The sequence below is a fragment of the Lysinibacillus sp. FSL L8-0312 genome (assembly GCF_038003285.1).
GTDB lineage: Bacteria > Bacillota > Bacilli > Bacillales_A > Planococcaceae > Lysinibacillus > Lysinibacillus fusiformis_D.
The window spans coordinates 3,534,630-3,559,739 of the sequence record NZ_JBBOOV010000001.1; the positions used below are offsets into that span (position 1 = coordinate 3,534,630).

A 25,110-nucleotide genomic window follows, 5' to 3' on the forward strand; every position below is an offset into this window, starting at 1 on the left:
CAATAATAGTGCCATCTTTCCATTTCTATTAATGTTCTAATTCATTTAGTTTTTCATATATACGTCTTTTTCGGTAAAGCATCATGCCCGTTTCAGCGACATCCTGAATCATTCCTTTATTGGCATAGGCTCCAAAGACCATTCCAGCAATAGGAATCATTTGAAACAGCTTTTTCCAGCCAAGCTGATCTCGATAGGTGTAAAATACTTCCTGCCATCCTTGGAGCTGTGAAATCATATTATCAGAAGCCTTTTTCGAGCTATTCATAGTTGAAAGTTCCTGCAAAATGGCTTCTTTACCGACAATATCAGCAGAAGTAAATTGTAGACATTTCACTATGAAAACACGCTCCATCTTATCATTCGGATCATAGCCATGAATCATCGCTATTTCCTGTAATGTTTTTAAAGCAGTTCCTAAAATAACTGGAATATCAATAGCTAAAGTAAAAATGCCTCCGAAGCCAGTAGAGGCCCCTTGTACCGTAGCAAATTTTACACGTTCATTTTGTAATTTATCACTGAGAGCAATCATGTCCTCTAAAGGAATTTGTCCAATATCAGCAATCGTCAAAATATGCTGTGTAGAAGAATGGTTGCGGATTTTTTGAAGTATGGCTTGTTCATTAATTAAATATTTCCCGCCCGATTGAATATAATTGCCTAATTCATCAACTAATAAAGCAATTTTATTTTGAATAAAGGCAGGCGTCATTTTATCTAATATCTTAAAAGGTATTCTCCCTAATTTCTCCCAAAACCATAAATCCTTTTGATCCTTCTCCCACAATTGAATCTCTTGCAAATACTGTTCTAATTGCTCGCGTTTCTCCATTATTATCTAATCCCCTTATTTGTCCATATCATTTGAACTTGATTCAGCCAATGTTTATTTTCAGCGTGTCGTAATTGATATACGAAAAAATTTTTATAAGGTTTCGCTCTATTCAATGAAGATTTAGACAAACTAATGAATTCATCATGATTGCCAAACAGAAGCAAGGAGTGCAATGCCGTCATTAATTTGCTGAAGTGTCAGTCCACCATAGCCAATAATGACTTTCGCGTCAATCGTACCATTTTGATAGGAGGTAGAGCATGGATAGACTTGAATTCCTACCTCTTGAGCTAGCTGGATTGCTCTATTTTCGGCAAGATATGGAGGTAGCTTTATGACAAGATGGAGCCCAGATTTTTCACCGATCACTTGAAATTCATTTGAAAAATGTGTAGAGATGGCAGCCAGTAATGCCTGCTGTTTTTTACGATAAATCGTCCGCATTTTTGCCAAATGCTTATCGAATTGCCCTTGTGCAAGAAAATCTGCTAAAACAAGCTGGTCTACTTTGGAGACAACTGATTTTTGATCTTGATGAAAAGTCATAAACGGTATGACTAGGGATTTTGGTAGAATCATATAACTAATACGTAATGATGGAAGCAATGTTTTCGAGAATGTTCCGAAATAGATGACTCGTTGAAGCTGATCCATTTTTGCTAAAGAAGGGATTGGTAGCCCTTTATAACGATATTCAGAATCATAATCATCTTCTATAATAAGAGCCTCGTTCGAGTTAGCCCATTGTAACAATGCCGCTCTTCTTTCCATCGTCATAATCATGCCTAAAGGAAATTGATGAGCTGGTGTTGTGTATAACATGTGAATTGTTGTTGGAGGAAGTGTAACCCCTGAATTATCCACAGGAATCGCTTCTGTAGATAATCCACATTGCTGTAAAACGGCACGTACTCGTTTAAACCCTGGTTCCTCTAAGCCAACGCGAGTCGTGCCACCAAGAAAATGACAGAGAGCTTGAAGCTGGCTTTGTGTACCACTATAGACAAACACTTGTGATGCAGCACAAACAACCCCACGCGAACGTTCTACATAGCGAGCAATCTCTGTGCGTAAAGTTGCCTCTCCTTCCCAGGGGCTTGTTGATAAGTTGTTGCTATTAAAATGCTTTTTAATTAGCTTGTGCCAAACAGCATAAGGAAAAGCTTCGTTATCCACATGTCCATTCGTAAAGTCGAATTGAATGTCATTTGCGTTACTGATACTAGGAGTAAAAACAGGTGGCTGTTCTTGCTGTAGCCAATCAAATTCAAAGGGAGCGATATAATAACCAGATCTTTCTTTGCTATAAATATAGCCTTCCGCAAGTAATTGTTCGTATGCTTCCTTGATGGTGTGCACGCTCACATCCAATGTTTGAGCAAGAGCTCGTTTAGAAGGCAGTTGCGTATGTGCGTGTATTTTTTTCGTTATAATAGCGTGTTTTATTTCTTCGTAGATTTGTATATATTTCGCTGAATCCCCTGTAAATGAAATGGAAAGCTCCACAAAAATGCCTCCTTTGGTATGGTCGGTTTTTTAGTAATTGGTTATATCTATCATATCAATTTTATCGTTAAATAAGTAAAAAAGGAGTGAGCTGTAATGGAATTTATTGCATTAGAAAATAATGTGGTTAAACTAAAGCCTTTAGAGTTAAACGATTTACCGGGAATAATAGAGGCTGGGCGTTATCCAGAAATTTGGTCACATATGTCCACAACGATCAAGAAAAAGGAGGATGTGAATAACTTTGTGGAAAACGCATTAATAACAAGAAGCGGAAAAACAGAATTCCCGTTTGTAATTGTGGATAAAAAATCAGGAGATATTATAGGTTCAACTAGGTTTATGGATATTGATGATAAGCATCAGCGACTAGAAATAGGCAATACATGGCTGACTCCTGCATACTGGCGTACAGCTATAAATACGAATTGTAAATATTTATTACTGCAATATTGTTTTGAACAGCTTCATTTAAAGCGAGTTCAAATAAAAACGGATCATGAAAATATTCGTTCTCAAAAGGCCATTGAGCGTATAGGTGCCACAAAGGAAGGAATATTGCGTAATCATATGATTCGCAAGGATGGAACAACGCGGCATACTGTGATGTATAGTATCACGATTGAAGAATGGTCAAAGGTGAAAAAACATTTAGAAGAGCTATTAGTGCAATTTGGTTATAATTAGGAATAAAATGGATTTTTTTTAATCTAGAAAACCACTTTTTCTTATAAAAAGTGTCAAAAAGTAATGGGAAGGGTAGAGTACTTAAAACTTGAAAGAGGGTAATCTACTTGAAACCAAAATATACTTTAAGACAAATTTATGGTGATAATGCTGTATATACGCCAAGAACGCCGTATAGTGATAATCCGTGGATGATGGACGAACCTCATAAGCTGGATGCTTTAACCTCTAGAGAAGTAGCTATTGCTGATATCCCCGTATTAGTACACCGAGCCACACAAACAGAAAAAGCCCAGGAGCTTCATCAATTAGCAGGGTTACCTTGGATGGAACAGCCGTATAGCTATGACACACAGGAAGAATATCTGGCACAGATCCAATCTTGGTGTGAGGAAGGGAAGACAATTGTTTGTCAGTATATACATGACTTAGAGCATATGGATCGTCAATGCTATTGGATGGATGCCGAAAAGTTTAATGAGCTGAATACAAAAGCATATATCGATCATTTAATTGATAGTAAATTCATTCCAAGTCGTTTAAATGTAGAAACCTATAGACTCTCTGATGCCATAAAAAATTGGCAGCCACCTGTTGTACTAAAGCCTGGAGATGATTCCCCAACATCGGGAGGATATGGTGTCATCATTTGCCATAATAAAGAAGAGCTGACAGAAGGTATACGCCAATTTCGAATGACTGGCACTGACAGTATCATTATTGAAGAACTTTTACAAACAAAGCACAATTATAGCTGTCAATTTATTTACTGTGAGGAGCTAGGGATTCAATACTTAGGAGCTTCACAGCAAATAACAGATGACAACGGCATTTATGAAGGAAATATCATAGTAGATAAAGTACCTGAAAAAGTAATTGAGGCAGGAAAACATATAATGAAGCGTGGTGTGGAGGAAGGTTTTGTTGGTGTGGCAGGCTTTGATTTAATTGTGACAGAGGCTGGTGATGTTCAAGCCATTGACTTAAATTTCCGTCAGAATGGTTCTACCTCTATGCTGATGTTTCATGATGCTTTAGGAAAGCCCATTAATAAATTTGCTTCCTATGCTGCACAAGATCCGCAACAGAATGATCACTTCTTTCAAACAATTAAGCAATGTATAGAACAGGAAGCATTATTTCCGTTATCTTTCTATGATGGGGATTACTTTGATGAGCCCGTTGCCTCTAGATTTGTCGGCATATGGTACGCTGAAACGCTAGATGAGATTGAAAAGCTAGAGAAGGAATTATTATAGTTAAAAAGAATGGTCATTAATCGACCATTCTTTTTTTATAGATAACTGCTGCGAAAAACCAAGAAACAAGTGTCCATACAATGATTGCCAACAGAGGAATGACCACATCTGGCATGGAATACGTACCTTCTAATGCCTCTGCTAAAAGTAATAATTGTGAGCTAGGCAACCATTCTGCTATTTTTAAGATTGGGTTGACAGAAGATAAAGCTAGAGCAAAAGGACCGAAAGAGAATATTAACATTACAGGCAACACAATGATGGATGCCTCCATAATGGATTTAGCAAATAAACCACATATTGTACCTAATGCAATATAAAACAAAGCTGAAAGTAATAATGCTATTACTATGATGAAAAGATTAGCAGGCTCATAGCCAACTAGAAAAATAGTCACAGCTTCAGCTAGAATTGTAATTATTAAAACAAACAAGCTTTTACCAATTAAAATATCACCAAGTGATGCTGGGGATAGCATGAGACTGCGAAGAGTGTTTTTTTCTTTTTCCTCTGCAATTAAGCAACATTGGACATATGTTGTTACTACAGCAAAGGCCATGTTGATTGGTAGAAAATATATACTAATACTATTGGAACCAGATTGATTATATAAATAAGCCATTATTAGCGGCAGAAGCACCATCGTCGATACAGCATAGTTACGTGAAAATTCCTTATAATCCTTCACCAATATAGCTTGAATACGTGTCATTGAAAAATTCATACTAAATCACTCCCTGTTATTTGCATAAAAATATCACCCAATGTCGGCTCATTTGTATTAATTCTTGTAACTTCGTTGGAATGCATCCATTGATAAAGCTTCTCTGCATCTTGTGCACCGTTTTGTATAATCTCTTGCATGCCATTTTTGAGTTCAACTGTAATAGAATCAGAGCCAAATTCCTGTTTTAAATCCTTTGGTGCACCTATTGCTCGAATTTTTCCCTTATGAAGGAAGGCTACACGGTCACAAAGTATCTCTGCTTCGCTCATATCATGAGTGGTTAAAAAAATAGTTGTCCCCATATCATTTAATTTTCGTAAGCCATTATAAATATGCTGTGTATTGACAGGGTCTAAAGCAGAAGTAGGCTCATCTAAAAATAATAATTCAGGCTTATGCATAATAGCACGAGCAAGGGTAACACGTTGAATCATTCCTTTTGAAAGCTGACTGATCTTCTTTTTACGTTCCGCATATAAGTTTACAAAATCTAAAGCCTCTTTTACGGCAGAGTGGGATAGCTGATATAAGTTACTATAAAATAATAAATTTTCTTCAATAGATAGTCTTGTATACAAACCACTATTATCTGTTAAAATACCAAAACGTTTACGATTTTGACTTTGCTTCATTTCAGATGCTGGTTGCCCAAATAATAGGACATTACCAGCCGACTTATCTGTTTGTGCGGTTAATATTTTAATAGTAGTTGTTTTACCAGAACCACTTGGACCAAGAAAGCCAAATATTTCCCCTTTCTGAATTGTAAAAGAAACATCTTGCAATGCTGTTTCTTTATTAAATGTTTTTTTCAAGTGCTGCACATCAATCACTGTGTTCATGTGTAAACCTCCTGTTTGTTGTTGATGTCTACACTATAAGCAACAAACATAAGGTACACAGTATAAATCGGGTGAAAGGCGGAAAAATGATCCTCAGTGAAACAATATTAAAGGTGACAGGAGTCGTTTATTTCCTGGGAAATCTACTATATTCCGAGTATTTCCTTTAAATCTGCTAATTTATTTTTCGACAGTGGGACAACAGCCTTTTCAGTGCTATTGAGTGCTAGACTATAGCTGTTACGTGTCCATGTAATGATTTCACGAACCTTTTGCAGATTCACAATATAAGAACGATGGCTTCTAAAAAAGCCGAATGGTGTCAATTTTTGCTCTAGCTCATTGAGCGATAAAGTACATGGATATGCTTCTCCAGCCACATAGATAGAAACATCACCTTCAACACTTTCAATATAATCAATCTCGGGTGGATTAAATAAAATAATCTTATCATTTTTCTTTGTTGGGATTTTATCAATGCGAATTGGTGCAGATTCAATTTGCTGAGGTGATTGTTCTATTTCATCCTCCTTTACATCTAACGCATGCAAACCAGCTCCGTCTAATCTATGTATAGCTGTACTCATAATCATTAAATCTTCTAGATTGGTCGATAATAAAATGATGGTTTTTTGCTGTTTTATTTGACTATTTAATAATTGTTGGATATTTTGTTTTGAAAATTCATCTATATTTTGAAAGGGCTCTTCTAAAATTTGAATAGGTGCTTGATGGAGATACGTATTCAATAACTTTAATCGCTGTTTTTCACTATGAGAAAGCCGACTAATTCTAGTGTTTTTTTGTTCAGTAAGGCTAAAGAGCTTTAATAGATTCTCCGTTTCGTTCGTTGGACGGTTAAAAAGTCTCAATAAAAACTGGATATATTCACGAGCAGTAAGTCGCTCATATAACGCACTTTCACGAAAATGAGTATATGTATCATGTCGGTTCATAAACCATCGCATTAATGTATGTATTTTTGAAATATCTGTATAGATGCCGATAATAGTGCCAGGTTGTAAAGAAAGCTGAAAGCTCGGATAAATAACATTGCCTGCTTCAATATAGGGTTCAACCTGAATATCAATATTTTGTTCCATGTTTATTCCTCCTGAAATTTTCTAGCTTGTAAAAAGCTTCGGATGTCATTGTGTGCCTGCAAGTAGCTCCTTTGGCAATAATTAGAGTTAGAGGCGTCCATAAAACCATGTAAACCCTGATATTGTTTGGTCTGAACATTCGGTATGCGACCAAGTGCATTCTTTAATATTTGCACATCAAAACTACTTTCATAGCTAGGTAAAACGACCAAAGTTGGACATGCTGGTAGGATATCGAAGTATTGACGGATACGTGAACCATACACACAAATGACGCGGTGTAGGGGGAGTGTGGCTAATCGCCAAGCTAAAGTTGCACCTACGCTATAACCAATTAATACCACTTCATTATAATTCTGAGATGCCTCCAGTATTTTTTGAGAAAGTAGCTCTAGAGGGGCATCGAAGCCAACTGTCTGCATGTAAAATTCATATGCTTGCTTTTCTTGCTCATATGAAAAGGATAAACCATCTGAATAGAGTGAAATACAGGAAACGGAAGTGTTTTCATCACTATATGTTTGGACTTGTTCTTTTATAAAATGATTAACTCCATATATTTCATGTAATATAAAAATTTTTCTCCTCATTATTGCCCTCTATTATCTTTTTTCCAATAGTGTATCAAAAAGTAAGTATAACGTATATTTAACGTTAAAATGAACAGTGATAACCTCCTTCAAAAAGTACAAAGCTGGACATTTTGACGTTTATGGATAAAAAAATACAAATTTGTTCATCGAGTATTATATGTACTCAAAAAATTGAATTTGCTATCATCTTTTTGATAATGATTCTCATTATTTTGCTAGAAAATTAAAGGAGGACATACAATGAAGAAGCCGTGGATAATGGTGCTGTTCACTTTGTTACTATCAGTCTTGCTAGTAGCATGTAATAATGCCGAAGAGAAGGTAGCGAATCAAACCCAAAAAGAAAAAGAGGAAATAAAGGAAGAACCGTCCATTTATCCTCTAACATATACAGACGCTTTAGGGAAGGAAGTAATAATTGAGAAAGAGCCGAAACGTGTTATTTCTTTGATGCATGTATTATACCCAGATGTTCTATTAGCATTAGATACCAAGCCAATAGGTATAGCAAATGCTGATACTATGTTTAATTTATGGGAAGCCTATCAATCTTTTGTGGAAGAACAAACATTTACTGATATTGGGGATGTTAGAAGCCCAAGCCTTGAAAAAATACTAGAACTAAAACCAGATTTAATTTTGGCTGCTTCAGGTGTTCATGATCAGCTATATGACCAATTGTCAGCAATAGCACCTGTTGTGTATTTAAATCAAAGAGCGATGTCTACGGATCAAGAGTTAGCTGTAACGGAAATTTCAAAGGTATTGGGGAAAGAGCAACAAGGAAAGGCACTGCTAGAAGAAGTAAGCAAAAAAATCACAGATGGCCGAGAAGCTTTGAAAAATTTTACAGCCAAAGGAGAAACTGTAGTCTTTACATCCGTAAATACGAAAGAAGGGTTTTGGATATATGGGAAAAATATTGCGCCAACGAATCCTGAACATGGTTTAGGAATTAAAGTTCCACAAAATTACCCAGAAGATATGACAAAGGAAGTAAGTATGGAGGGGATGTCAGTCTTAAACCCAGATCATCTATTTATTTTCCTTGATAAAAGTGGAATTACCATGAGTGAAGAGGAATTTTTAAAATCCTATGAAGAAAGCGCGGTATGGAAGAACATCAATGCAGTTAAAAATAAAAATATTTATATAGTCGATCGTTCTTTATTTGCACAGGATGCACCAATTGCAACTATGTATGGAATTGATATAGTAGTAGATTTGTTAAAAGATAAATAAATATGATTAAAATGAAATAGTATGCCTAGTGCATACTATTTCTTTAAGAATATTAAAAAATGGTGACAGGATATGTATTATTATTATGTTTTGTAATAATTTTATTTGATAATGATTATCATTATCGTATAATGGAATTAAGGAGGAAGTTCAAAGTAGTTTAGACAATTAGAAATACACAGTAGGGCTGTCATGCAATGTTAGTCCAATTGTTGAGATAGGTAATGACAAATTGAAAGGTGTGTTAAGTATTGTTAGAACAAGAATTGTATGATGTAACAATCATTGGTGGTGGACCCGCAGGTCTATATTCTAGTTTTTACTGTGGTTTACGAGAAATGAAAACGAAGCTAATTGAATCACAACCACAGCTAGGCGGTAAAATTCATGTTTACCCAGAGAAAATGATTTGGGATGTTGGGGGTGTAACGCCTATTTCAGGGGGACAACTAATTAAGCAATTAGTTGAGCAAGCCTTAACGTTTAACCCTTCTATTTATACAGATGAAAAAGTGCTGTCCATTGCCAAAAATGAAGATGGCATTTTTATGATCACTGCGGAGTCAGGAAACATTCATTATTCCAAAACGGTTATTGTCGCTATTGGCGGAGGTATCCTGAATCCTCAAAAAATTGAAATTGAAGGCGCTGAACGCTTTGAAGTTTCTAATTTAAATTACACAATTAAATCCTATGAAAAATTTAAGAATAAGGCAGTTATTATTTCCGGTGGTGGTAACACTGCTGTAGACTGGGCATTAGAGTTAATGGAAGTAGCTTCCAAAGTCTATTTAACATATCGAAAAGATACATTGTCTGCACATGAGGCTCAAATTACAGAGCTTACAAATAGTTCTATTGAATGCCATTTCAATTCTGAAATTACGAAACTGATTGCAGACGATCAAGCAGGAATGATTAAAGCGATTTCTTTAACTAATCATGAAACAGGCACTGTAACAGAGATTCCTATTGACGAAGTGGTCATCAGTCATGGATATGTACGTGATAAGGAGCTATTAGATAATAGTCCGTTAGCCATTGACCGTAAAAATGATTATTTTATAGCTGGTTCGATTAATAGTGAATCGTCCATTCCGGGCCTTTATGCAGCAGGTGATATTCTTCACCATGATGGTAAAATCCATTTAATTGCAGCTGCCTTCCACGATGCACTCCATGCAGTAAATAGTGCGAAGAAATATATTCAACCTGATGCTTCTGAGGGCGGTATCGTTTCCTCACATAATGATATTTTCAAACAACGTAATCGCAAGCTACTACAGGAAAGTTTAAAATAATCGATTTTAGGAGCACTGATGCATTGTTGGTGTTCCTTTCTTTTTCTCTTAATACTATGAAGTGAAGGAGAGCATTCAAAATGGATATACAAGAAATCATAGAATTTTACACAACTGCTCCATTAACATTTTTGGATGTGATTACGGAGAAGATTTCCTCCGAAACGGTCGTTACGAATTACAAGACGATGACGAATGCAGCTGGTTTAATATTTCCTATCAATGGAGTAGCAGATGTTAAAATTGAAGGAAAAAATTACCGATTAGAAAAAGGGCAGATTATCCATGCGGGTCCAAATTTATCTATCCAACGAACAATTACAAGCGATACTAAATTTGAGTATGCTGTCATTCATTTTCAACTATCAGACGGAGAAAATTCAAAGTTTCCACTCTACAATCGTCATTTTGCCTTACAGGTAGGAGAGCAGCTAAAATTAATGAATTTGTTGCAGCAATTAATACAAAATTATGTCATGGGTAGTCATTTATCATTTCTTCAATCGAAAGCTCTTTTTTTTAATATTTTAGAAGAAATCATTTTAGTCATTAAAATGAGGGATTATCAATATAAAAAAGAAAATATAACGTTAATTACGGAGTATATGCAAGAAAACTATACAAAGAATATGACTGTTATGGATATCGCGAATCATTTTAAAATGGAAAGAAGGAAACTGTCCTATCTATTTGAGAAAAAAATGGGTGTTAGCCCGAATGTTTATCTTACTGTTTTGCGTATTCAAAAATCTAAAGTATTATTGAGAACTTCTCATTTATCTGTTAAAGATATTGCGGAAAAAGTGGGTTACACAGATTACTTTTATTTTAGCCGTGTATTTAAAAAAATAACAGGTTTATCGCCTAGCCAATTTCGTAAACATATAAACTAACAAACACCTAGTGAAAAATAACTTTCATTAGGTGTTTTTCATCTAAAAAGAACATATCTTTCCCTTTTTTGGACAACCTAAGCTAGAAAAAATAACATGAGGTGATGATCATGAAAATAGAAAGGTCGTCCGAGTGGGAAGAAGGCTTTAGCAATCGATTAAATCATCTTGAACAATGGCAGAGCTGGACATTATATAAGATGAACTATGATATTGTGAAAAGGAAATTAATCCCTGATTTTACGGGATTACAAGCAACTAAGTATTTACCGCACTTAAAACCATTAGTACACCAGTTAGAAGCGGCTGAAACAGTTATTGAGCGCATGAATGGAAAAGCGATTTTAGCCGATGAAGTAGGTCTTGGTAAAACGATTGAAGCGGGCTTAATTTTAAAGGAATACCTTATTCGAGGCCTTGTTAAAAGGGCATTAATTTTAGCACCTGCTTCTCTCATTAATCAGTGGATTGAAGAGTTAAATTTAAAATTTCATATACCGGCCATCGCCTATAAGAAAAATTGTCCAATAGAGCGCTACGATGTCCTCATTATGAGTATGGATACGGCTAAAAAAAGTCCCCATAAAGAGCGCATTTATGAGCAGGATTACGACATGATTATTATTGATGAGGCACATAAATTAAAGAATAATAAAACACAAATTTATGAGTTCGTACAAGGGTTAAAGAAAAAGTTTTGCTTATTATTAACAGCCACACCTATTCAGAACGATGTGTTCGAACTGTATTATTTAATTTCCTTATTAAAGCCAGGGCATTTAGGGAATTACGATACATTCCAGTCAGCCTTCTCTGCTAGTAAGCATCATTTAGAACATGATGATTATTTAAAAGAATTGGTCAATCAGGTAATGGTGAGAAATCGGCGAGAAGATACAGGGATTGAATGGACAAATCGCTGTGTTCAAATTGTACCAATTACATTTACGGAGGCTGAGAGGGAAGTTTACGATTTGCTTGGAGCGCTTGAAAATACAGGTTCCTTTTCATTAATTACTTTACAAAAGGAAATGTGTAGTAGCAAGGAAGCAACAGCATTAACACTAACGAATATGCTAGATGATCATGTGCAGCCACAAGAACTTGAAGCGATTTTAGCAAAGCTTATGGCCTTAGAAGTAAATTCAAAGGCGGAGAAAACGCTAGAAATCGTAAAACAAGCAGATGACAAGGTTATTATTTTTACAGAGTATCGGGCTACTCAAGTTTATTTACAATGGTATTTGCATACTAATGGCATAACGAGTGTCTTGTTTAATGGGAAGTTCAATAAAAGCAAACGAGATTATATGAAGCATCTCTTTAAAGAGAGAGCACAGGTACTCATCGCAACTGAGGCAGGAGGCGAAGGAATCAACCTTCAATTTTGTCATCATGTCATCAACTATGATCTACCATGGAATCCAATGAAGCTAGAGCAACGTATTGGTCGTGTCCATCGTTTGGGACAGGAGCATGACGTCCATATTTATAATCTTGCGATTGAAAATACCATTGAAGAAAAAATATTGGAGTTACTTCATACAAAAATTGATGTGTTCGAGAAAGTGGTTGGCGATTTAGATGCGATTTTAACAAACTTTAAAGAATCTGTATGAGGTAAGGAGGGGCAACCATGTATCCGCAACAAGTCCATCACTATTTAAAAGAATTTTTTAACGAGAATGACTGCGCTATTTTAGGTGAAGAGGATCATTATTTAACAGTTCAACTAACGGTGGATATTGATAAAAGGATTATGAATAGGCCATTTTATTGGCAGTATATTGAAGCGACTAATAGTGAGCCAAACCCAGCTCAAGTAACCTTCATAACAAATCAAACGTCAATAGCTGGTAACTTATTTGGAGAGGCCATTCATTACGGCTCACCACGTTTAAATCAGCTATTTGTAGCAACAAAAGAATTAGGAGCCTATGTTCAACTGTTTGAAAAGGTGGATAGTGCAATGGGTCAAGTCATCCTAACACCTTGGTTAGGTGTTAACTTTAAAGTTTCTTATTGCTGTGATCGTACAAAAGAAATGCTATATTCATTTGGTATCAATTTATTGACAGGTGTGGTAAAGGAAGATTTTCATGAAACGATTTGTACCTCAGAATTCGACATGGAGCCCGCAGATAATGTATTTCATGTGCAATATATTATTAAGCCACTTCGAGCACTGGAACGACTACATGCAGCAGTTGAAGCCATCATTGAACAAGATGATCATTCATGGGCAATTGAAGCACAGAAACGTTGGCAACGAGATCAACGAGTCTTAGATTATTTTTATGAGGATGTGGAGGATAAACCTGAATGCTATGAAATTGAACGCAAAGCATTAGAGGAGCAATACGAATCTAAAATTAAAATTGAAATCATTAATGGGGGGGTATTTTATCTCTTTTAAATGTGGAGCTGTCCAGTATAAAGACAGCTCCTTTTTTGCTTTAATCCTCTTCAACCATTCTTTGAAGCTGCACCAATTTATTGTCCCAAAATAAATGGAAGTACTGAAGCCAATCTTCAATTTCCTGCAAACGCTCACTATGCAAAGTATAGATTTTTTCTCGACCCTTTTTTTCAGCAGAAATGAGCTCAGCCTGCTCTAATATTTTTAAATGCTTTACGACAGCAGTTCGACTAATAGCAAAGTGCTCAGAAATATTGGAAATAGGTCTATCACTTGCGGCAAGTAACTGTAAAATATTCCTTCTTGTGGGATCAGCAATGGCTTGAAAAACATCATATTTTACGGCTGATTGAGTCATTAGGATTCGGCAATCTCTTTTAATTTATGCTGAATAAGTATTGTCCAGCCGTCATCCATTTTTGTCCGAATAGCTTCAGCAGCAGTATTCGCTTTAGGAATAATATGAGAAGCTTCCTTCCAGCCACCATGCGTTAACGTAAATTCTGTTTGATCGCCAACCTCTTTTAGCTCAAAAGTGACGAACCAGCCATCTTGATCCCAGGCAAAACGTAAATAATATGGTGCTTCGACACGTTCTACTTTACAGGGTGAAGGACCAAACGGTGATTGAATAGTGAATTCATGTCCTTCGATTGGTTGAAAATCATTTGGCATAAACCATGAAGCAATTTTTTCAGCGGTTGCGACTGTCTCCCACACTTTTTCAATAGGGGCATTCAAAGTAATCGTTTTGACAATATCCTGTAATTTTTCAGTCATGTATAGTTACTCCTTTATTGTTTGATGAAATGACACTGTTGGTACGAGCCTGCTCAAACCAAAAGCGTTTGCAGAGTTGAGTGACATATAACCATAAGGTGTTATGAATATATAACACCTTATGGTTATATGTCAATGGAAAAAGATGATATTATTTTCTATCTTTCAGTAGGTCATCGCTTATGTTAAAATTATTTATAATTTTCTGACATAGAAAGGAGATGTACTATGGTTAACATATCCGTGTTCTTAATTATGTGCATTTTGCTCATTATTTTACCTGGTCCTGATACAGCGATTGCAACTAAGAATACCTTGACTGTAAGTAGAAAGGGAGGATTACAGACGATCTTAGGATCTTGTTGTGGTTTATTAATTCACACATGTGCTGCTGTAATTGGTCTTTCTGCTATTATTGTGAAATCTGCCTATGTATTTGCTGCTTTAAAGTACATTGGTGCAGTTTATTTATGTTATTTAGGTATCAAAACATTATGGACACTACGGACAATTCGCACACAATCACCTGTAGTGCAGGACGATGCAAATATGGATCACAAATATTCGCAGCAGTCCTGCTTTAAACAAGGGTTTCTTACAAATGTGACAAATCCAAAGGTCGCTGTATTTTTCCTAACGTTTCTACCTCAATTTGTAGACGGTACGAGCGGGACATTTTTTCCATTTTTAATAATGGGTCTTATTTATACAGCATTAACAATGTTATGGTTTGTCTTCTATGTGTATCTATTAGATCGAATTAGCGCCTTTATGAAAAAACCATCGACGAAGGCAATAATTGAAGGCGTAACGGGTGCTGTATTAATTGGATTCGGTATTAAACTGGCATTAGAAAAAGCCCACTAAGGTAGTGATGAACTGCTCCCTGTCTACTTGACAGGGAGCAGTTCACATTAAGTATTCTTTCAATTTGAGTGAATAGTCTCTGGATGAGCCTAAAGTTCTCCCCAGTAATCTTTATTATGCTCGTTATTACTTCATACTCAGAAAAGTCCTCAAGCTTTATAGATAGTCCTAATTAATTCCATTTATACTCTACAATATGGTGAGTTTCATCTTTACTTAGTTTCTCAAATTCGTGGGCAAATCCTATTCTTGAATAGAGCTGAGGATATCATTTGCGGTATAACACTTTTAAAGGATATTAGTTATATATGGTACCTTGCAATAAGCAGTACTAGTTGTTATAATATAATTATCTACTTTATTTTTTATATAGGTACTGTTTATTAAAAGGTACTATATATTAAAGTATATAAACATTGAAGAGACGAGGTGAGTATACATTGAACGTGCAATTTAAAAAGGGCGTTCTAGAACTATGCGTGCTTGTACTGCTAGATAAGAAGGATCGATATGGATATGAACTCGTCCAGAAAATTTCTGACCAAATTGAAATATCGGAGGGTTCTGTTTATCCGTTATTAAGAAGGTTAACAAAAGAAGAATATTTTACAACCTATTTACAAGAATCCAGTGAAGGTCCTTCAAGAAAATATTATAGGCTTACAGATAAAGGTCGTAAATATTTACATGATTTAGTGGGCGAGTGGAAGGAATTTTCTGAGGGAGTTAATCAATTAATAAAGGAGGGAATCTCCAATGAGTAAAAAACAATTTTTATCAATCTTGGAAAAGTACTTACGGAAGCTCCCAAAAAACGAAATAGAGGAAATCTTACAAGATTATGAGGAATATTTTACGATTGGTGTAGAGGAAGGAAAAACAGAAAGTCAGATTGTAGAAGCCCTTGGCTCACCTAAACAGTTAGCTAAAGAATTAAATGCTGTTAATGCCATTTATATGGCCGAAGAGAATAAAAGCATTAAAAGTATGTATACGGCATTGATATCGATTATGGGATTAAGTGTAATTAATTGTATTATTATCCTAATGAGTCTGTTTGTACTGCTAATTCTTACACCATTTATATTAGCTTACATCATTGGAGTACCGATTATGATCCTATCTCCACTGATTTTAATTATAATGGGCTTTGTTAATGGATTTAGCACCATTGGAACAGGAGAAATTTTTGAATCCATAAAAGGGCTTATTATCGGTTCTATTTTAGCAGTCCTAGGATATTATATAGGGAAATCTTTCGTTAGACTATTTATTAAATACTTGAAATGGAATATGTCAATTGCAAGGGAGAAGAGATTATGATGAGAAGAATCCTTTTTAGCTGCTTCATTCTTTTTATATTAAGCGCATGTTCGCAGGAAGAAAATATTGACACGACAGAAGATGAAGTTCTTCATACGCAGAACGTAGAGATTCCTAGTAAAATTTTTACTTCTGAAAAAGAAAATAGTGTAATTGACGAAGAAGAAATAAAAGTAAGCATCAAAACATACCTAGATAGCCATGAAGAATTAGATAAGGCTAGTTATCCATTTCAAGAGATGATGGATGAAGAAAAGGAATTAAACAAAAATGAATTAGAGAAGTTGGCCAAAATTACTAATCTTACAAAAGAAAATGATGAGAATTTTTCTAAGTATATCTTAAATAATACATTACCTGAAGGTTATCAAAAAGAGGCTGAAAGAATTAGCCAGTACATTACAGCTTACAATGAGATTTTTTATGAACTAGATGAAATCCTTAGTAATTTTACAGAGGACGTAAATAAAGGAGTATTTACAAAAATAAACATTGAATCAATCATTAACAAAAGTGATGTGGTGAATGGAAGGGAACAGAAAAAAATAGAAGAATTTCTTGATAAGAAAAATATTGATACTAAAGCATTTGGACGGAAACATAACATAAAGTAAAAGTATGCCAAAACAATACAATTGACGTGCTTCGGGTTGATTTAAATTTTATGAATATGTAGTAGGGAATCGCTGTTTTTTGATAAGAAGCACCTGTTTGTTTCATAAAGTGTTATTCATCATTAACCAATTTTTCGTTGTAAGCCTTTACCCACTGTTTAATAGGCGATGGAATACCATATTTTTGTGCTAATAATAAGTATCTCAGGTACCCATTTAAATATTCTTGAACAATTTTCAATTTAAATTCATCACTATATTTTGTCATAGAAAAACACCCCAAAAAGTTTGAATTGCTCCCTGTCAAGTAGACAGGGGAAAAAATAAAAATGCTTTATGCGGCTTGAACCCTTGAATTCCAAGGGGCTCAAGCCATTTAATTTTTCTTGATAGCGCTCTGAATTATAAAACAAAATGTATCCTAACATCGCTTCTTTTAGCGCTTCATATGTATCATATTTATTTAACTAGTATTTTTCGCATTTGAGCATACCCCAAAAAGCCTCGGTAGGTCCGTTATATCCAAAAAAGAAGTAATTATTTTACCAATCTTTGATCGTTCTAGAATCAACTTTATACAATTCAGCCACCTCATTAAGAGTGAATTGGCTATTTTCATAAAAATTTAGAATCTCTAATTTTTCTTCTTTTGAAAAGCTATAGTTTCGCATAAATAATCTCCCCAATAGGCAAACAGATTTTATTTTTTAAACTGTCTACTTATTGGAGAGCATATCAAGCTTTTGGGGTGCAGCACCAAATGTTGGGCTTTTTTTATTGTTCCTTTATCCAGCAGAGGATTAAATGAATTAGAGGAGAATTTATTACTAAAAGGAATTCTACATATCATTTCATAATAAATATGAATAAATGAGGAAGATGTTTATGGAATTACGGGATTTAAAAGCATTTATGGCTGTTGTTGAACAGGGAAGTTTTACAAAGGCTGCAAATGTGTCCTTTGTATCTCAGCCATCACTAAGCAAAAGTATCAAGAAATTAGAAGAAACATTACAAGTTGAATTGTTGAACAGGTCTACTCGCAAAGTAGAGCTAACAGACGCAGGGAGTATTGTCTTTCAACAGGGACAAAAAATATTGCACGGTGTTCAAGAGTTGCATATTTTATTGGATGATTTATTGAATATTAAAACAGGCGCTATCAAATTAGGGATTCCACCTCTAATTGGCACATTATTTTTTCCTGACATCGCCAGGAAATTTCATCAACTATACCCAGAGGTGCATTTAGAGCTTGTCGAACGAGGCGCTAAAATGGTAGAAATGCTAGTTGAAAATGGCGATGTTGATATGGGCATTGTTGTATTACCAGCAGATGAAAGGAAATTTTTCGTTCAGCCATTTGTAGAGGATCAATTTTTTGTATTTATGAATGAATCCCATCCATTGGCAAAAGAGGATTCTATAGCTTTGAAGGATTTAAAAAACGAAACGTTTATTATCTTTGCAGAGGAGTTCACGCTCCATGACTATATTATTAAATCATGTAAAAGCGTAGGCTTTACACCGATAGTCGGCTATAAAAGTTCACAATGGGATTTGATTTTGGAATTAGTATCCTCCAATCTGGGCGTTACACTATTACCCTTCTCGATTGCCGCGAAGCAAACAAATGCCAATGTGAGAACAATCCCATTACATCAATTTCATATGCCATGGCGTTTAGGGATTATTACGAAGAAAAACACGTATCAATCTTATGCATTAAAGCAGTTACTCAAAACGATTGGTAGAAATACTGAAAATGGATTTATTCCAATAAGGAATAAATAGTATTCGATTTAATTCCTTTACTTGTAAAATAGCAATGATGTAGAATTTTTCTTAATAAGCGAGCAATTATAGGGGGTTTCGAGATGGGGAATGGGAAAGTATGGAGTTCGTTTGAGGAAGCTGTTGCGGATATTAGAGATGGAGACACATTAGCTGTAGGAGGCTTTGGGCTCTGTGGTATACCAGAAAAATCGATTGCAGCGTTAGTACAGCAGGGCACAAAGGATTTAACGGTTGTCAGTAATAACTGCGGTGTAGATGATTGGGGTTTAGGTCTACTCTTAGCGAATAAACAGATTAAAAAAATGGTGGCTTCCTATGTAGGAGAAAATAAAATTTTTGAACAACAATTTTTAAGTGGCGAGCTAGAAGTGGAATTATCGCCCCAGGGAACACTTGCGGAGCGACTACGTGCAGGTGGCGCAGGAATTCCAGGATTTTATACTGCGACAGGTGTTGGAACGCCAATTGCGGAAGGAAAAGAAGTAAAGGTTTTTGATGGGAAGGAATTTATTCTGGAAGAAGGCATTGTGGCTGATTTTGCTCTTGTCAAAGCATGGAAAGCAGATAAGCAAGGAAATTTAGTCTACAGAAAAACATCACGTAATTTTAATCCATTGGCTGCTATGGCAGGGAAAATTACGATTGCTGAGGTTGAAGAAATTGTGGAAGTGGGCGAGCTAGATCCAGATCACATTCACACACCAGGTGTTTTTGTACAACGTGTATTAGTAGGTGAAAATTATGAGAAGCGTATCGAGCGTTTAACGGTGAAAAAGGGGGAAGCGTAATGGATACAAGACAAAAAATGGTTAACAGAGCAGTAAAGGAAATAGCAAATGGGATGAATGTTAATCTAGGTATAGGCATCCCAACACTTGTTGCCAATGTGATCCCAGCCGATTATGACGTGCTGTTACAATCTGAAAATGGCCTTCTCGGTATTGGACCTTACCCAGTAGAGGAAGCCGTTGACCCTGATTTAATTAATGCGGGGAAGGAAACGGTTACTGCAGTTCCAGGAGCATCCTTCTTTGACAGTGCAGAATCATTTGCAATGATTCGAGGCGGTCATATTGACCTTGCCATTTTAGGTGGCATGGAGGTATCTGAAACAGGAGACCTTGCGAACTGGATGATTCCAGGGAAAATGGTAAAGGGAATGGGTGGCGCTATGGACCTTGTTGTAGGAGCTAAAAGAGTGATCGTCGTAATGGAGCATGTAAATAAAAACGGTGAATCTAAAATTAAAAAGCAATGTGAGCTCCCCTTAACAGGTAAAGGAGTAGTACATCGCTTAATTACAGACTTAGCTGTTTTTGATTTTACTAAAGATGGCATGCAACTAATAGAGTTAGCAGAAGGTGTTACTTTAGAGGAAGTAAAAGAGAAGACTGCTGCTTCGTTTAGCGTTGCTTTAGCATAATAACTTCAGACCTAGGACTGTTTCCAGCATTATTGTCTCATTCTACAATAGTTTAAAAAGGGAGGCATAACGATGGAACAACAATGGACAAATGAATTAGCAGTTGCACAGGTTAGAATAGCAAGACCAACAGATCAATTACAAGAAATAGAGCGTTTTTACTGTGAAGGAGTCGGCTTAAAGAAAATAGGCTCTTTTACGGCACACCGTGGCTATGATGGAATTATGATTGGTCTCCCGAATGTAGGCTATCACCTAGAATTTACAGCGCATGTTGATGGAAGTCCTTGTCCAGCACCAACTAGGGACAACCTTTTAGTACTTTATATTCCAAATAGTGAAACCATTCGTCATATTACCGAACGTCTCGAACTTATGGGATATCCCGAAGTGGAGCCTGAAAATCCTTATTGGGCAGAGCAAGGGATAACTATTGAAGACCCAGACGGCTGGCGTCTTGTATTAATGAATACAGCGGGCATCTAACTAAAGAATCCAAAGCACGAGCTATACATATAGTCTCGTGTTTTTTTATGATGATAAATACCCATTGTGGTATATAATGATTTATAAAGGAGGTTATGCTATGCAACGAATAAAGACATTGGATAATTGGAGCGAGGTGTTAGAGCAATCAAAGCACATGCCATGTCTTGTATTAAAAATTAGCATGACATGTATGAGCAGTATTGCAGCTATAAAGGAATATAAAGCACTCATAACAAAATTGCCGAAGTATCTTGTGATTGTCCAAATGGATAGAGTGGTTTCTAATGCTATTGCAGGTGATCTTCAGGTGAAGCATGAATCACCACAGCTATTAATATTGCAGGATGGGAAGGGAATTTGGCAAGCAACGCATGACAAGATAAAACAACCTCTTTTAGTAGAGGCTATAAAGCAGTATGTAAAAACAACAACTTAAAAAAGATACCTCACAATAGGTTGTGGGGTATCTTAATGGTTAATCCTCTAAAGCCTCATCTTCGTGAAAGTTCGTAGCGCTAGATTCTATATCCACCTGTAGATAATTTGCCCAGTCTATTTTATGATAATCCTCTTCACTAAAATAAATATTCAAGACCTCTGTCATTGTTTTATCACCATCAGGCTCAGTGAGTGGAGCATACCAAGTAATAGCAGGTGTCTTCACACTTTTTAGCTTGGATAATTCAGCAAAAATTTTAGTGGAATCCTTCAACATTTGACTTTTTGATCCCTCTGTCACATCTGTATCCTGAATGGAAATTGTGACAACACCATCTTTAGATTCCTCTACAGAGAATTCATTTTTCACAATCGCACCTACTATATCTTCAACGGTCGTGTTTTGATCGACGGCTACTTCCTTTGGATCCGCACTTTTTCCACAGGCTGCTAAAAGTAGTGAAGTGAATACAAGTAAATAAATTATTTTTTTCAATATCCTAACCTCCCTTGTTACTCCATATATGCGCAAAATGGGAGGGAATTATACAGGCTATGGAAAGGTTGTACAGACTTTTTAAATTAGGAGGGGAACTAGTCGTATTATATAAAGAAGAAACGTTCCATATTATGTAAAAGGTTATGGCGTTTTCTATAATGAAATTTGTAAAGTGGAAAGTATATTAAAAAAGCAAAGAACTTTAACTCCACAAATAAAAAAAGATGATGTTAATAATAGAAAAAGACCCTTTGGCAAGGCGAGAGGTTGATTTCCGTTCCGCCAGCGTCCTTTCCAGGGGAAGCCCGATGAGTCGCTTCGCTCGGGTCGTTAATCAAAACTTAAACAGTCATACAGGCTTTAACGGAATCATACGAAAGATTTATTATTTAATGCTGGTCGGGTCAATTTACTTATTGCCCGTTGTGATTCCTAGCATTGAGTACGCAGGGGATGAGGCAGCCAATGCCTGACTTTATCAAAAACATTTTGGCAATCGTGAAGGATAAAACAGGAGAGGATGAGGTTAAATGAGTTACTTATTTCAAACAAACTCTTTTACCTTCAAACAAGTATTCACTAAAGGCACCTTTCATCATGGCACCACAATTTATTACAGTACATAGTACAGCCAATGATGGACCAGCTACTAATAAAATTTCGTACATGATTGGAAATAACAATTATGTATCATATCACGTTGCTCTAGATGATAAAGAGGTTATTCAAGCAATTCCTTTCAACCGTAACACTTGGCATTGTGGAGATGGCGGAGGCAGTAGTGATCCTAACGCTTTAAAGAAAGGCAACCGTCTTTCTATTAGCATCGAAATTTGTTACAGCAAAAGTGGTGGTGTACGTTATGGAGTTGCGGAGGAAAACGCTGTTCAATACATTGCAAAGCTTTTAAAGCAATACGATTAGAGCATTGAACGAGTGAAGAAACACCAGGACTGGAATGGCAAATATTGCCCTCACCGTATACTAGCGGAAGATCGTTGGGGTAGTTTCTTGAAAAGAATTGAAGAATCAATGAAACCAAAAGAATCCGATTAACCAACTGAAAAGGATTATGACACAATGAAATTCACAAATGAGACAACTAAAACTGCAGTCCGGGATTACCTCAAAAAAGCAGTAGATAAAAAGCTTATTGATAAGTCACACCTAGACAAATTTGATACTGGTACGTTGACAGGTGGCGATTTTGAAGGAATAAAAATTACAGCGGAATAGTAAATAAGAGAAAAGAGGGGCACTGAAAAATAAAAACTACATCAAGTGCCCTCATAAAAAAACTATTAATTAATTTCCTATAGCTACGGTATAGCTGATACTCCATATAATTAAAATAAACATTATTGTCATAACACTTGCTTCGACATTTGTATCATTCTGTCCCTTTATTAATTTCTTTATTAATTTTATAAAATAGAAACAAAATAAAAACCCATATACTGGCATAAGAAAAAAGCAGCTGAAAGAAAAGAATGCCTCCATTATCTAAACCTCCCTATCTATGTATTATTATAATAAACTAATATACTTCTGAAAAAACTAGTACTTTTTATTCAAATTTAAAATATTTATCCAAAAATGATAAAATATGTATATAATTAAAATTGTAAAAAATAGGGAGGCATGGAAATGAAGAAAAATAGTATTTTAATGTTTTTAGGTGTCATTTTTGCACTAACTTTGGGATTCAATCATCAAGTTGAAGCTGCAGAAGGTGAATCATCTTTAACGGATGCTGAAAAGGATTATTTATATGGCTTGAATTTTAGTAAGGTAGAAGTTGAGAATATGCCATATGAAGAACTAAAGTTCTTAGTTGATAGTGAAGCTGAAATATTAACAAGTTTTGAAGAGATTTATAGTTTTGATGAAGTAACAAGCGATCCATCAGAAGTTACAACTTTTGGTGATATTCCGAGTGCAGATATGAGTTTTAAAGGTAATGTGTTAAAGCTGAATAATAGTACTGTTTCGGGTTACAATGCATTTTATGCACACGCAAACTTCAGATGGTTAAATAAACCGATTTTTGCTTTGACAGATAAAATAGCTATTGGTTTCCCATCAAGTCTTGGTGTTTATATACCAGCTCAATCAGGAAAACTTCAAGGTTTTAACTCAACATATTCTTTATACAATACTTCAACAGGAGGAACTACGTTAATGTCAAGTAGTACTACACCATCAACGTGGGACCCATCTTTAGGAGTAGCAGGTTCGTTTGATCTTAGTGGAACTTTAAATAAATTCCAAACACATGAAGGCACTATTGCTCAAACATTCTATATTAAGTCTTCATCTTCAGGTAAAGCAACAGTTAAGTTCGAATATGGTCATAAGAAATTTACAGGTACAATAGGTATCTCAGTACTTCCTATTGGAGTAAGTATTACACCTAATCAATCAAATGTCGATATAAGAAGTTATGCTGCTAGCTTTAGTTATTAATTAAAATTAATTGAAATTTATCTTACGAAAAAGACCAGGCGCTCAATTGAGTACCTGGTCTTTTTTAGATGTAAGTGAAAATAAATGATGTACTTATTACGTATCCAATGCTAATACAGTTTATTTTGATGTTACCTCTTATGAAAGTATTAACACAATATATTACTAAAGATAAAAATTGCCCAAACCAAAATATGAATAAAACACTAAACCAAATACCAGTTAACATTATAATCCACCTCCTTTAAAAAACAAAAAAAGAGAGCACGCCCTAACAAATAAACGAATTAACGTCTATTAAATGTTAGGGGTACTCCCTTTTTTGTTTTTAAATTTACATATATTCCAATACCATTTGAGTCTTGTTCATTAATTTACTGCCTTGGAACATAAGAGAAGCATTTGCACCTAAAGACTTACCATTATAGCTGTACATAACTACATCTCCAGATTCAGAAATAACGGCACCTTCACCACCAAGGATTTCAAATACTTGATCTTTTGTCATGCCATTTTCTAATTTGTTAAATTGAACAATAGTGCAATTACCGATACTCATAAGTATCAAAATCGATTGAAGTGGACTATTAGGTATCATAGTTTGCTTACAGATTTAGAAGTAAAAGAGATACGTGATAATTTACGTAAAGCATTTAAGTAAAAACGAACAATATTCATTCAATGGATCCTAGAAAGTTCGGAATTGGAAAGCGAGGTGAAAACGAGGGCATTTGAATACTTAGCAACTTACAAAACATTTGATTCAATAGCAGATATGGATTCAGCTGTAGAGAATCATAAGGCTGCTCATTATTACGATTTAACTGAGTCAGAACGTGTCATCGTTTTCAAACTCGCTAGTCATGCTTTAGAGAATCCAGGAGCTTGTCATTTGAAAGCTGCCACAATTGCTGCAGCAATGGAGATCAGCACAAAGACAGTTTATCGAGCTATATCAAAACTGGAATCTTTAGGGATTGTTAAAAAGAAACGACTGTAAAAAG

33 protein-coding genes and 2 pseudogenes are annotated in these 25,110 nt (G+C 35.5%); 21 read left to right on the forward strand and 14 right to left on the reverse strand.

Annotated elements, in window-relative coordinates; translation table 11 throughout:
- Positions 1-28: 28 nt before the first annotated feature.
- Positions 29-835: an EcsC family protein gene (locus tag MHI22_RS17785; RefSeq protein ID WP_036117986.1), complete on the reverse strand. Its 807-nt coding sequence runs from the start codon at positions 833-835 to the stop codon at positions 29-31.
- Between the two features lie 144 nt (positions 836-979).
- Complete coding sequence (gene pdxR, locus MHI22_RS17790) at positions 980-2,344, reverse strand: MocR-like pyridoxine biosynthesis transcription factor PdxR (RefSeq protein WP_340809708.1); 1,365 nt, start codon at positions 2,342-2,344, stop codon at positions 980-982.
- A gap of 96 nt (positions 2,345-2,440) precedes the next feature.
- Here pdxR and MHI22_RS17795 point away from each other — a divergent pair, with 96 nt between their 5' ends.
- Together MHI22_RS17795 and ldmS are read left to right on the forward strand one after the other, a co-directional pair.
- The gene (locus tag MHI22_RS17795; RefSeq protein ID WP_036117982.1) at positions 2,441-3,031 is read left to right on the forward strand and encodes a GNAT family N-acetyltransferase; all 591 of its coding nucleotides are present in this window, start codon (positions 2,441-2,443) and stop codon (positions 3,029-3,031) included.
- Between the two features lie 107 nt (positions 3,032-3,138).
- Entirely contained in the window at positions 3,139-4,290 is a 1,152-nt protein-coding gene (gene ldmS / locus MHI22_RS17800; RefSeq protein WP_089933104.1) for an L-aspartate--L-methionine ligase LdmS, read from the forward strand.
- Positions 4,291-4,306: 16 nt separating this feature from the next.
- Here ldmS and MHI22_RS17805 read toward each other — a convergent pair whose 3' ends face one another.
- The 4 genes from MHI22_RS17805 to MHI22_RS17820 form a co-directional block, all read right to left on the reverse strand.
- Positions 4,307-5,002: an ABC transporter permease gene (locus MHI22_RS17805; protein ID WP_340812445.1), complete on the reverse strand. Its 696-nt coding sequence runs from the start codon at positions 5,000-5,002 to the stop codon at positions 4,307-4,309.
- Positions 5,003-5,010: 8 nt separating this feature from the next.
- The gene (locus MHI22_RS17810; RefSeq protein ID WP_036117970.1) at positions 5,011-5,859 is read right to left on the reverse strand and encodes an ABC transporter ATP-binding protein; all 849 of its coding nucleotides are present in this window, start codon (positions 5,857-5,859) and stop codon (positions 5,011-5,013) included.
- A 146-nt stretch (positions 5,860-6,005) separates the two neighbouring features.
- Positions 6,006-6,962, reverse strand: coding sequence for a LytTR family transcriptional regulator DNA-binding domain-containing protein (locus MHI22_RS17815; protein ID WP_036117963.1), 957 nt, complete (start codon positions 6,960-6,962; stop codon positions 6,006-6,008).
- A 2-nt stretch (positions 6,963-6,964) separates the two neighbouring features.
- The gene (locus MHI22_RS17820; protein ID WP_340812446.1) at positions 6,965-7,552 is read right to left on the reverse strand and encodes a dienelactone hydrolase family protein; all 588 of its coding nucleotides are present in this window, start codon (positions 7,550-7,552) and stop codon (positions 6,965-6,967) included.
- Positions 7,553-7,795: 243 nt separating this feature from the next.
- On the opposite strand from MHI22_RS17820, the gene MHI22_RS17825 reads away from it, so the two are divergent.
- From MHI22_RS17825 to MHI22_RS17845, 5 genes are all read left to right on the forward strand, one after another.
- Entirely contained in the window at positions 7,796-8,797 is a 1,002-nt protein-coding gene (locus MHI22_RS17825; RefSeq protein WP_340812447.1) for an iron-siderophore ABC transporter substrate-binding protein, read from the forward strand.
- Positions 8,798-9,048: 251 nt separating this feature from the next.
- Positions 9,049-10,098 carry an NAD(P)/FAD-dependent oxidoreductase gene (locus MHI22_RS17830; RefSeq protein WP_036117955.1) on the forward strand — a complete coding sequence of 350 codons (1,050 nt, stop codon included), beginning with the start codon at positions 9,049-9,051 and terminating at the stop codon, positions 10,096-10,098.
- 80 nt (positions 10,099-10,178) lie between these two features.
- On the forward strand, positions 10,179-10,991 hold the full coding sequence (locus MHI22_RS17835) for an AraC family transcriptional regulator (protein WP_036117951.1): 813 nt from the start codon (positions 10,179-10,181) through the stop codon (positions 10,989-10,991).
- A gap of 104 nt (positions 10,992-11,095) precedes the next feature.
- Positions 11,096-12,610, forward strand: coding sequence for a DEAD/DEAH box helicase (locus MHI22_RS17840; RefSeq protein ID WP_058843977.1), 1,515 nt, complete (start codon positions 11,096-11,098; stop codon positions 12,608-12,610).
- Positions 12,611-12,627: 17 nt separating this feature from the next.
- The gene (locus MHI22_RS17845) at positions 12,628-13,407 is read left to right on the forward strand and encodes a YqhG family protein (RefSeq protein ID WP_036117946.1); all 780 of its coding nucleotides are present in this window, start codon (positions 12,628-12,630) and stop codon (positions 13,405-13,407) included.
- Between the two features lie 40 nt (positions 13,408-13,447).
- On the opposite strand, the gene MHI22_RS17850 is transcribed toward MHI22_RS17845, so the two are convergent.
- Positions 13,448-13,768, reverse strand: a complete 321-nt coding sequence (locus MHI22_RS17850) for an ArsR/SmtB family transcription factor (RefSeq protein WP_036117943.1) — start codon at positions 13,766-13,768, stop codon at positions 13,448-13,450.
- Positions 13,768-14,190: an SRPBCC family protein gene (locus MHI22_RS17855; protein ID WP_036117940.1), complete on the reverse strand. Its 423-nt coding sequence runs from the start codon at positions 14,188-14,190 to the stop codon at positions 13,768-13,770. The genes MHI22_RS17850 and MHI22_RS17855 overlap by 1 nt, the downstream gene beginning before the upstream one ends.
- A 228-nt stretch (positions 14,191-14,418) precedes the next feature.
- On the opposite strand from MHI22_RS17855, the gene MHI22_RS17860 reads away from it, so the two are divergent.
- A complete protein-coding gene (locus MHI22_RS17860; protein ID WP_340812448.1) occupies positions 14,419-15,057 on the forward strand; it encodes a LysE family translocator in 639 nt (212 codons plus the stop codon).
- Here the strand turns inward: MHI22_RS17860 and MHI22_RS17865 are convergent.
- Positions 15,029-15,325 (reverse strand): annotated as a pseudogene (locus MHI22_RS17865) (hypothetical protein); the annotation flags it as partial. The gene MHI22_RS17860 and the pseudogene MHI22_RS17865 sit on opposite strands and share 29 nt — an antisense overlap.
- A 172-nt stretch (positions 15,326-15,497) precedes the next feature.
- Here MHI22_RS17865 and MHI22_RS17870 point away from each other — a divergent pair.
- The 3 genes from MHI22_RS17870 to MHI22_RS17880 are packed head-to-tail and all read left to right on the forward strand — an operon-like array spanning position 15,498 to position 16,994.
- Positions 15,498-15,821, forward strand: coding sequence for a PadR family transcriptional regulator (locus MHI22_RS17870; RefSeq protein ID WP_340812449.1), 324 nt, complete (start codon positions 15,498-15,500; stop codon positions 15,819-15,821).
- Positions 15,814-16,380 (forward strand): HAAS signaling domain-containing protein, encoded by a 567-nt coding sequence (locus tag MHI22_RS17875; RefSeq protein ID WP_141905191.1) that lies wholly within the window; start codon positions 15,814-15,816, stop codon positions 16,378-16,380. The genes MHI22_RS17870 and MHI22_RS17875 overlap by 8 nt, the downstream gene beginning before the upstream one ends.
- Complete coding sequence (locus MHI22_RS17880; protein ID WP_340812450.1) at positions 16,377-16,994, forward strand: NDxxF motif lipoprotein; 618 nt, start codon at positions 16,377-16,379, stop codon at positions 16,992-16,994. The genes MHI22_RS17875 and MHI22_RS17880 overlap by 4 nt, the downstream gene beginning before the upstream one ends.
- 112 nt (positions 16,995-17,106) lie before the next feature.
- Here the strand turns inward: MHI22_RS17880 and MHI22_RS17885 are convergent, their stop codons facing one another.
- The 3 genes and pseudogenes from MHI22_RS17885 to MHI22_RS17890 form a co-directional block, all read right to left on the reverse strand.
- Positions 17,107-17,262, reverse strand: coding sequence for a transposase (locus tag MHI22_RS17885; protein ID WP_340812451.1), 156 nt, complete (start codon positions 17,260-17,262; stop codon positions 17,107-17,109).
- Positions 17,249-17,443, reverse strand: a pseudogene (locus MHI22_RS23450) (IS3 family transposase); the annotation flags it as partial. The pseudogene MHI22_RS23450 and the gene MHI22_RS17885, both read right to left, overlap by 14 nt.
- 93 nt (positions 17,444-17,536) lie before the next feature.
- The gene (locus MHI22_RS17890; RefSeq protein ID WP_141905188.1) at positions 17,537-17,665 is read right to left on the reverse strand and encodes a helix-turn-helix domain-containing protein; all 129 of its coding nucleotides are present in this window, start codon (positions 17,663-17,665) and stop codon (positions 17,537-17,539) included.
- A gap of 214 nt (positions 17,666-17,879) precedes the next feature.
- Between MHI22_RS17890 and MHI22_RS17895 the strand changes: the two genes are divergently transcribed.
- From MHI22_RS17895 to ytxJ, 5 genes are all read left to right on the forward strand, one after another.
- On the forward strand, positions 17,880-18,788 hold the full coding sequence (locus MHI22_RS17895; RefSeq protein WP_058843973.1) for a LysR family transcriptional regulator: 909 nt from the start codon (positions 17,880-17,882) through the stop codon (positions 18,786-18,788).
- Between the two features lie 83 nt (positions 18,789-18,871).
- Positions 18,872-19,579 (forward strand): CoA transferase subunit A, encoded by a 708-nt coding sequence (locus MHI22_RS17900; protein ID WP_058843972.1) that lies wholly within the window; start codon positions 18,872-18,874, stop codon positions 19,577-19,579.
- On the forward strand, positions 19,579-20,214 hold the full coding sequence (locus MHI22_RS17905) for a 3-oxoacid CoA-transferase subunit B (protein ID WP_036117929.1): 636 nt from the start codon (positions 19,579-19,581) through the stop codon (positions 20,212-20,214). The genes MHI22_RS17900 and MHI22_RS17905 overlap by 1 nt, the downstream gene beginning before the upstream one ends.
- A gap of 72 nt (positions 20,215-20,286) precedes the next feature.
- Positions 20,287-20,700 (forward strand): VOC family protein, encoded by a 414-nt coding sequence (locus tag MHI22_RS17910; RefSeq protein WP_340812452.1) that lies wholly within the window; start codon positions 20,287-20,289, stop codon positions 20,698-20,700.
- Positions 20,701-20,800: 100 nt separating this feature from the next.
- Complete coding sequence (gene ytxJ, locus MHI22_RS17915; protein ID WP_036117923.1) at positions 20,801-21,139, forward strand: bacillithiol system redox-active protein YtxJ; 339 nt, start codon at positions 20,801-20,803, stop codon at positions 21,137-21,139.
- 39 nt (positions 21,140-21,178) lie between these two features.
- Here the strand turns inward: ytxJ and MHI22_RS17920 are convergent, their stop codons facing one another.
- Positions 21,179-21,637: a hypothetical protein gene (locus MHI22_RS17920; RefSeq protein WP_058843969.1), complete on the reverse strand. Its 459-nt coding sequence runs from the start codon at positions 21,635-21,637 to the stop codon at positions 21,179-21,181.
- A 311-nt stretch (positions 21,638-21,948) separates the two neighbouring features.
- Between MHI22_RS17920 and MHI22_RS17925 the strand changes: the two genes are divergently transcribed.
- The 4 genes from MHI22_RS17925 to MHI22_RS17940 all read left to right on the forward strand — a co-directional run bounded on the left by MHI22_RS17925 (position 21,949) and on the right by MHI22_RS17940 (position 24,106).
- The gene (locus MHI22_RS17925) at positions 21,949-22,113 is read left to right on the forward strand and encodes a phage holin family protein (protein WP_155273175.1); all 165 of its coding nucleotides are present in this window, start codon (positions 21,949-21,951) and stop codon (positions 22,111-22,113) included.
- Between the two features lie 124 nt (positions 22,114-22,237).
- Positions 22,238-22,564, forward strand: a complete 327-nt coding sequence (locus tag MHI22_RS17930; RefSeq protein WP_051891571.1) for a peptidoglycan recognition protein family protein — start codon at positions 22,238-22,240, stop codon at positions 22,562-22,564.
- Between the two features lie 156 nt (positions 22,565-22,720).
- Positions 22,721-22,876, forward strand: coding sequence for a hypothetical protein (locus tag MHI22_RS17935; RefSeq protein WP_170829845.1), 156 nt, complete (start codon positions 22,721-22,723; stop codon positions 22,874-22,876).
- Positions 22,877-23,287: 411 nt separating this feature from the next.
- Positions 23,288-24,106: a hypothetical protein gene (locus tag MHI22_RS17940; protein ID WP_036117894.1), complete on the forward strand. Its 819-nt coding sequence runs from the start codon at positions 23,288-23,290 to the stop codon at positions 24,104-24,106.
- A gap of 334 nt (positions 24,107-24,440) precedes the next feature.
- On the opposite strand, the gene MHI22_RS17945 is transcribed toward MHI22_RS17940, so the two are convergent.
- Positions 24,441-24,665: a hypothetical protein gene (locus tag MHI22_RS17945; protein WP_089933142.1), complete on the reverse strand. Its 225-nt coding sequence runs from the start codon at positions 24,663-24,665 to the stop codon at positions 24,441-24,443.
- 144 nt (positions 24,666-24,809) lie between these two features.
- On the opposite strand from MHI22_RS17945, the gene MHI22_RS17950 reads away from it, so the two are divergent.
- On the forward strand, positions 24,810-25,106 hold the full coding sequence (locus MHI22_RS17950; protein WP_230593749.1) for a helix-turn-helix domain-containing protein: 297 nt from the start codon (positions 24,810-24,812) through the stop codon (positions 25,104-25,106).
- The last annotated feature ends 4 nt before the right edge of the window (positions 25,107-25,110 follow it).

Bases quoted from the DNA above. Each gene is read 5' to 3' on its own strand.
- MHI22_RS17840 (WP_058843977.1), top strand. From the start codon at position 11,096: ATGATCATGAAAATAGAAAGGTCGTCCGAGTGGGAAGAAGGCTTTAGC.
- MHI22_RS17795 (WP_036117982.1), top strand. From the start codon at position 2,441: ATGGAATTTATTGCATTAGAAAATAATGTGGTTAAACTAAAGCCTTTA.
- MHI22_RS17940 (WP_036117894.1), top strand. From the start codon at position 23,288: ATGAAGAAAAATAGTATTTTAATGTTTTTAGGTGTCATTTTTGCACTA.
- MHI22_RS17825 (WP_340812447.1), top strand. From the start codon at position 7,796: ATGAAGAAGCCGTGGATAATGGTGCTGTTCACTTTGTTACTATCAGTC.
- MHI22_RS17785 (WP_036117986.1), bottom strand. From the start codon at position 835: ATGGAGAAACGCGAGCAATTAGAACAGTATTTGCAAGAGATTCAATTG.
- MHI22_RS17805 (WP_340812445.1), bottom strand. From the start codon at position 5,002: ATGACACGTATTCAAGCTATATTGGTGAAGGATTATAAGGAATTTTCA.
- MHI22_RS17885 (WP_340812451.1), bottom strand. From the start codon at position 17,262: ATGACAAAATATAGTGATGAATTTAAATTGAAAATTGTTCAAGAATAT.
- ytxJ (WP_036117923.1), top strand. From the start codon at position 20,801: ATGCAACGAATAAAGACATTGGATAATTGGAGCGAGGTGTTAGAGCAA.
- MHI22_RS17835 (WP_036117951.1), top strand. From the start codon at position 10,179: ATGGATATACAAGAAATCATAGAATTTTACACAACTGCTCCATTAACA.
- MHI22_RS17815 (WP_036117963.1), bottom strand. From the start codon at position 6,962: ATGGAACAAAATATTGATATTCAGGTTGAACCCTATATTGAAGCAGGC.
- MHI22_RS17900 (WP_058843972.1), top strand. From the start codon at position 18,872: ATGGGGAATGGGAAAGTATGGAGTTCGTTTGAGGAAGCTGTTGCGGAT.
- MHI22_RS17945 (WP_089933142.1), bottom strand. From the start codon at position 24,665: ATGAGTATCGGTAATTGCACTATTGTTCAATTTAACAAATTAGAAAAT.
- MHI22_RS17930 (WP_051891571.1), top strand. From the start codon at position 22,238: ATGGCACCACAATTTATTACAGTACATAGTACAGCCAATGATGGACCA.
- MHI22_RS17810 (WP_036117970.1), bottom strand. From the start codon at position 5,859: ATGAACACAGTGATTGATGTGCAGCACTTGAAAAAAACATTTAATAAA.
- MHI22_RS17925 (WP_155273175.1), top strand. From the start codon at position 21,949: ATGAGTCGCTTCGCTCGGGTCGTTAATCAAAACTTAAACAGTCATACA.
- MHI22_RS17845 (WP_036117946.1), top strand. From the start codon at position 12,628: ATGTATCCGCAACAAGTCCATCACTATTTAAAAGAATTTTTTAACGAG.
- MHI22_RS17855 (WP_036117940.1), bottom strand. From the start codon at position 14,190: ATGACTGAAAAATTACAGGATATTGTCAAAACGATTACTTTGAATGCC.
- MHI22_RS17910 (WP_340812452.1), top strand. From the start codon at position 20,287: ATGGAACAACAATGGACAAATGAATTAGCAGTTGCACAGGTTAGAATA.
- MHI22_RS17935 (WP_170829845.1), top strand. From the start codon at position 22,721: ATGAAATTCACAAATGAGACAACTAAAACTGCAGTCCGGGATTACCTC.
- MHI22_RS17890 (WP_141905188.1), bottom strand. From the start codon at position 17,665: ATGCGAAACTATAGCTTTTCAAAAGAAGAAAAATTAGAGATTCTAAAT.
- MHI22_RS17875 (WP_141905191.1), top strand. From the start codon at position 15,814: ATGAGTAAAAAACAATTTTTATCAATCTTGGAAAAGTACTTACGGAAG.
- MHI22_RS17820 (WP_340812446.1), bottom strand. From the start codon at position 7,552: ATGAGGAGAAAAATTTTTATATTACATGAAATATATGGAGTTAATCAT.
- MHI22_RS17895 (WP_058843973.1), top strand. From the start codon at position 17,880: ATGGAATTACGGGATTTAAAAGCATTTATGGCTGTTGTTGAACAGGGA.
- MHI22_RS17880 (WP_340812450.1), top strand. From the start codon at position 16,377: ATGATGAGAAGAATCCTTTTTAGCTGCTTCATTCTTTTTATATTAAGC.
- MHI22_RS17905 (WP_036117929.1), top strand. From the start codon at position 19,579: ATGGATACAAGACAAAAAATGGTTAACAGAGCAGTAAAGGAAATAGCA.
- MHI22_RS17850 (WP_036117943.1), bottom strand. From the start codon at position 13,768: ATGACTCAATCAGCCGTAAAATATGATGTTTTTCAAGCCATTGCTGAT.
- MHI22_RS17860 (WP_340812448.1), top strand. From the start codon at position 14,419: ATGGTTAACATATCCGTGTTCTTAATTATGTGCATTTTGCTCATTATT.